This is a genomic window from Polaromonas sp. P1_E1_2, from assembly GCF_056406035.1.
In genome coordinates, this window is record NZ_JBFUAZ010000378.1 from 1 (window position 1) to 4,242 (window position 4,242).

Annotated in this window: 3 protein-coding genes and 1 pseudogene; all 4 read left to right on the forward strand. The window is 62.3% G+C overall.

Annotation, left to right across the window (positions count from 1 at the left end; genetic code table 11):
- Positions 1 to 427, forward strand: a pseudogene (locus tag AC1D1P_RS16055) (alkaline phosphatase); the annotation flags it as partial.
- A gap of 301 nt (positions 428 to 728) precedes the next feature.
- On the forward strand, positions 729 to 1,778 hold the full coding sequence (locus tag AC1D1P_RS16060; RefSeq protein ID WP_477669380.1) for an Ldh family oxidoreductase: 1,050 nt from the start codon (positions 729 to 731) through the stop codon (positions 1,776 to 1,778).
- A gap of 289 nt (positions 1,779 to 2,067) precedes the next feature.
- Positions 2,068 to 3,084 (forward strand): D-xylose ABC transporter substrate-binding protein, encoded by a 1,017-nt coding sequence (xylF, locus tag AC1D1P_RS16065; RefSeq protein ID WP_457280705.1) that lies wholly within the window; start codon positions 2,068 to 2,070, stop codon positions 3,082 to 3,084.
- A gap of 162 nt (positions 3,085 to 3,246) precedes the next feature.
- The coding region (locus AC1D1P_RS16070; protein WP_477673661.1) for a sugar ABC transporter permease at positions 3,247 to 4,242 on the forward strand (996 nt) is incomplete at its 3' end.

Sequence of the window (4,242 nt, forward strand, 5' to 3'; positions counted from 1 at the left end):
CACCAAGGCCCTGCTGGTCGGCGAAGACATCGCCGGCGATGCACTGGGCAACAAGGCCAACCCCAACAAGGTGTCCAACCCCGACAACCTGAAGTTCTCCGAAAAAATGCGCACACTCTTCATCGGCGAAGACAGCAGCACCCACGTCAACAACTTCATCTGGGCCTACAACGTCGACACCCAACAGCTGTCGCGCCTGATGTCCATGCCTTCGGGCGCCGAAGCCACCGGCCTGCATGTGGTGGACGACCTCAACGGCTGGACCTACATCATGAGCAACTTCCAGCACGCCGGCGACTGGATTCCGGCGCTGCATGGCAAGGTGCAGGCCACGCTGGACCCGCTGGTGCGCGCGAACTACAAGGACCGCTTCGGCGCGGCTGTCGGCTACCTCACCGCAGACCCCAGCAGCATCAAGCTGGGCTGACTGACGGCATAGCCATAAACATGGTTACAGGCACCGGCTTCGGTGCCTCAGGCGGAAAGCGGGCTCATGGCCCGCTTTCCGCTTTTTGCCCCGTATGAAATGCCGCGCACGGGTTGTGCGATGTGCGACCTTACGTGTTCGTCCCTAGAATGTTCAGGACAGCGACGGCCGGCCTGACGTGGCCTGACGCGTTGGGTTATGTGCATAAAAAGCCCATCTAACCCATACAGGACGGGCGCAAGCGGCTATCAAAAACAGAGCATCTGCAGTGACAACACTGAAACAGCACCGAGACAAATCCATGCGATACGCCCAGATCGATCTGATCAACTACGCCCGAACCCTGCTGACCACCGCCGGGCTGGAGCACGACAAGGCCGCCGCCGTGGCCGACATCCTGGTCCAGGGCGACCTGATGGGCCATAACACCCACGGGCTCGCCCTGCTGCCGGGCTACCTGGCAGAGCTGGAGTCTGGCGCGATGGAAAAACTCGGCACCCCAGCCGTGCTGGCCGACCATCCGGCCGCCGTGACATGGGACGGCCGCCGCCTGCCCGGCCCCTGGCTGGTTCTGCAAGCGATGGCATTGGCCACTGAGCGTGCCGCCACCCAGGGCACCTGCACTGTTGTGATTCGCCGCAGCCACCACATCGCCTGCCTGGCCGCCTATCTCCAGCGCGCCACCGATCAGGGCCTGATGATGCTGCTGACCTGCTCGGACCCGAACACGGCCAGCGTTGCCCCCTTTGGCGGCCTGGACCCGGTGTTCACACCCAATCCGGTTTCTGCCGGCATTCCCACCAACGGCGTTCCGGTGCTGATGGATGTGTCTACCTCGGCCACGACCAACGGCATGACCAACCGGCTGCACAAGGAAGGCAAGCGGCTGCCTGCTGCCTGGGTGATGGACGGTCACGGCGTGGCCAGTGACAACCCTTCGGTGCTGTTCGACGAACCCAAGGGCACCATCCTGCCGCTGGGTGGCATGGACTCGGGCCACAAGGGTTATGGCCTCACCTTGCTGGTAGAGGCATTAACCGGCGGCCTCGCAGGTCATGGCCGCGCCGACCCGAAGGAAGGATGGGGCGCCACGGTCTTCCTGCAGGTGATTGACCCGCGCGCTTTTGCGGGCCTGGACGCATTCACGCGCCAGACTGGCCATGTCACGGATGCCTGCCGTGCATCACGACCCGCGCAAGCAGGGTCTGCCGTGCGCACTCCGGGGGAAAAAGGCATTGCGCTGGCAGCCGGGCAAATGGAATCGGGCGTGGAGCTGTATCCCTCCATCCTGCCCGCACTGTCAAGCTGGGCCATCAAGCTTGGGGTGACAGAGCCGTCTGCCGCCCACTGAAGCGCGGCCTTTCCAGCGGAAAACCGATCCGGCCAGCCGTTGCCRCTGACGGATTTTCTGCTTGCTGCGCCTGCTGATCAGCCTTTGGTATTACAGAAACCATCAAAAATTTAAAGCGACCCCCGCATACCCGGGGTTTGTCCCTAGGCGGGGAATTTTTCAGGTCCACATAATTAGTGCGTCGTTCAAACTAATTCTGAAGTGCTGCGTTTGCAGCGGAACGATTACCGGGATTCAGCTGGGTTTTCAAAACTACACGCCCGACTGGGCAGAACTATCGGAGACATTCATGAAACTAAAAAATTCCCTCACCGCAATGGCACTCAGCCTGGCCGCTGCCGGCGCATTTGCGCAGGTCACTGTCGGCGTCAGCTGGTCCAACTTCCAGGAGGAACGCTGGAAAACCGACGAGGCCGCCATCAAGACGCAACTTGAAAAACTGGGCGCCAAGTACATCAGCGCAGACGCAGCGGGCTCCCCTGAAAAACAACTGGCGGACATTGACGGCCTGATGGCCAAGGGTGCCAAGGTCCTGATCGTGCTGGCCATGGACAAGGACGCCATCCTGCCCGCCGTGAACAAGGCCACCAAACAAAAAGTGCCGGTTATTGCCTACGACCGCCTGATCGAGGCTCCCGGCGTGTTCTACATCACCTTCGATAACAAAGAAGTCGGCCGCATGCAGGCCCGCGCGGTGTTCCAGGCCAAGCCCAAGGGCAACTACGTGATGATCAAGGGCTCCCCCACCGACCCGAATGCAAATTTCCTGCGCGAAGGCCAGCAGGAAATCATTGACGCTGCCGTCAAGAAAGGCGACATCAAGATCGTGGGCGAGGAATACACCGAGGGCTGGAAGCCCGAAGTCGCCCAGAAAAACATGGAACAGATCCTGACCAAGAACGGCGGCAAGGTCGATGCCGTGGTGGCTTCCAATGACGGCACAGCCGGTGGTGTGGTGGCGGCTCTGAGTTCCAAGGGCCTCAAGGGCGTGCCGGTGTCCGGCCAGGACGGTGACTTTGCCGCCTTGAACCGCGTAGCCATGGGCACCCAGACCGTGTCGGTATGGAAAGATGCGCGCGACCTCGGTAAACAGGCGGCCAGCGCCGCTGTCAATCTGGGTGCCGGCAAAAAAGTCGACGGCGCGACTTCCTGGAACGGTGGCGAGAAAAAGATCGCCCTGCAGGCCCAGTTCCTCAAGCCAGTGCCCATTACCCGCGACAACCTCGACGTGGTGGTGAAGGCCGGCTGGATCAAGAAAGACGAACTCTGCAAGGGTGTCACGGGCAACGTCGCGGCCTGCAAGTAATACAGGCTTTAATACAGGCGTTCAACCACCTGCTCCCCATTCTGCGCAAGCAGGCAAGGCAACCGGCCTGTAGGTTGCCTTGGGGAGTGCCGCATCCTCAAGACCATGCAATTTCCCGTTCGATTCCTGCGCAACGCTGCTGTCGACTGGCGGCTGGTGTTCATGGGGGGCGTGCTCGCCGTCCTGGCGGGCGTATTCCAGGTCCTGTCGGGCGGCATTTTCCTGTCGCCTGAAAATCTCTACAACATTGCCCAGCAAACCGCGGTGGTGGGCATCGTGTCCACTGTCATGGTGCTGATCATTGTGGCCCGGCATATTGACCTGTCGGTCGGTTCGGTGATCGGTTTTGTCGGCGTGCTCATCGCCTATCTTCAGTACACCCTGGGATGGTCCTGGCCGGCGGCGTCACTCGCCGGGCTGGCCGCGGCGCTGGTGGTGTCGGTGTACCAGGGATGGCTGACCGCCATGCTCGGCGTCCCTTCTTTTGTGGTCACGCTGGGAGGGCTGATGTCCTTGCGCGGCGCGGCTTTTCTGGTGGCCGACGGCAAGACGCAGCCCGTCAGCGACGAGACTTTTCTGCAACTCGGCGGCGGCTATGACGGCGGCATCGGCGTGACCGCCACCTGGGTCCTGACCGCCTGCGTGAGTGTGGTGCTGGTGGTTCGCATGCTGCTGCGCCGCCGTGCCTCCACGCGCCATGAGATGCCCAACCAGCCCGTGTGGGTGGATGTACTGCTGGTGGCGGCACCGGTGGCCCTGCTGGCCGCGTTCGCCGCGACCATGARCAGCTACCTGGTCACCAACAAGGACGCCCCCCAGGGCATCCCGATTCCGGTGCTGATCTGGGCGGCCGTGGCGGTGGTGATGTCATTCATCTCCCAGCGCACCCGTTTTGGCCGCTATGTTTACGCCATGGGCGGCAACCCCGACGCCGCGGTACTGGTCGGCATACCGGTCAAGCGGGTAACGCTCATGCTGTTTGCCCTSCTCGCCGTGCTCATCACCATCGCGGCCATCGTGTCGGTGGCCCGCCTGAACGCAGGCACCAACTCGCTGGGCACCGGGATGGAGCTCTTCGTGATTRCCGCCGCAGTGATCGGCGGCACCGCACTGGCCGGAGGCAGCGGCACCATCATCGGCTCGGTCCTGGGTGCGCTC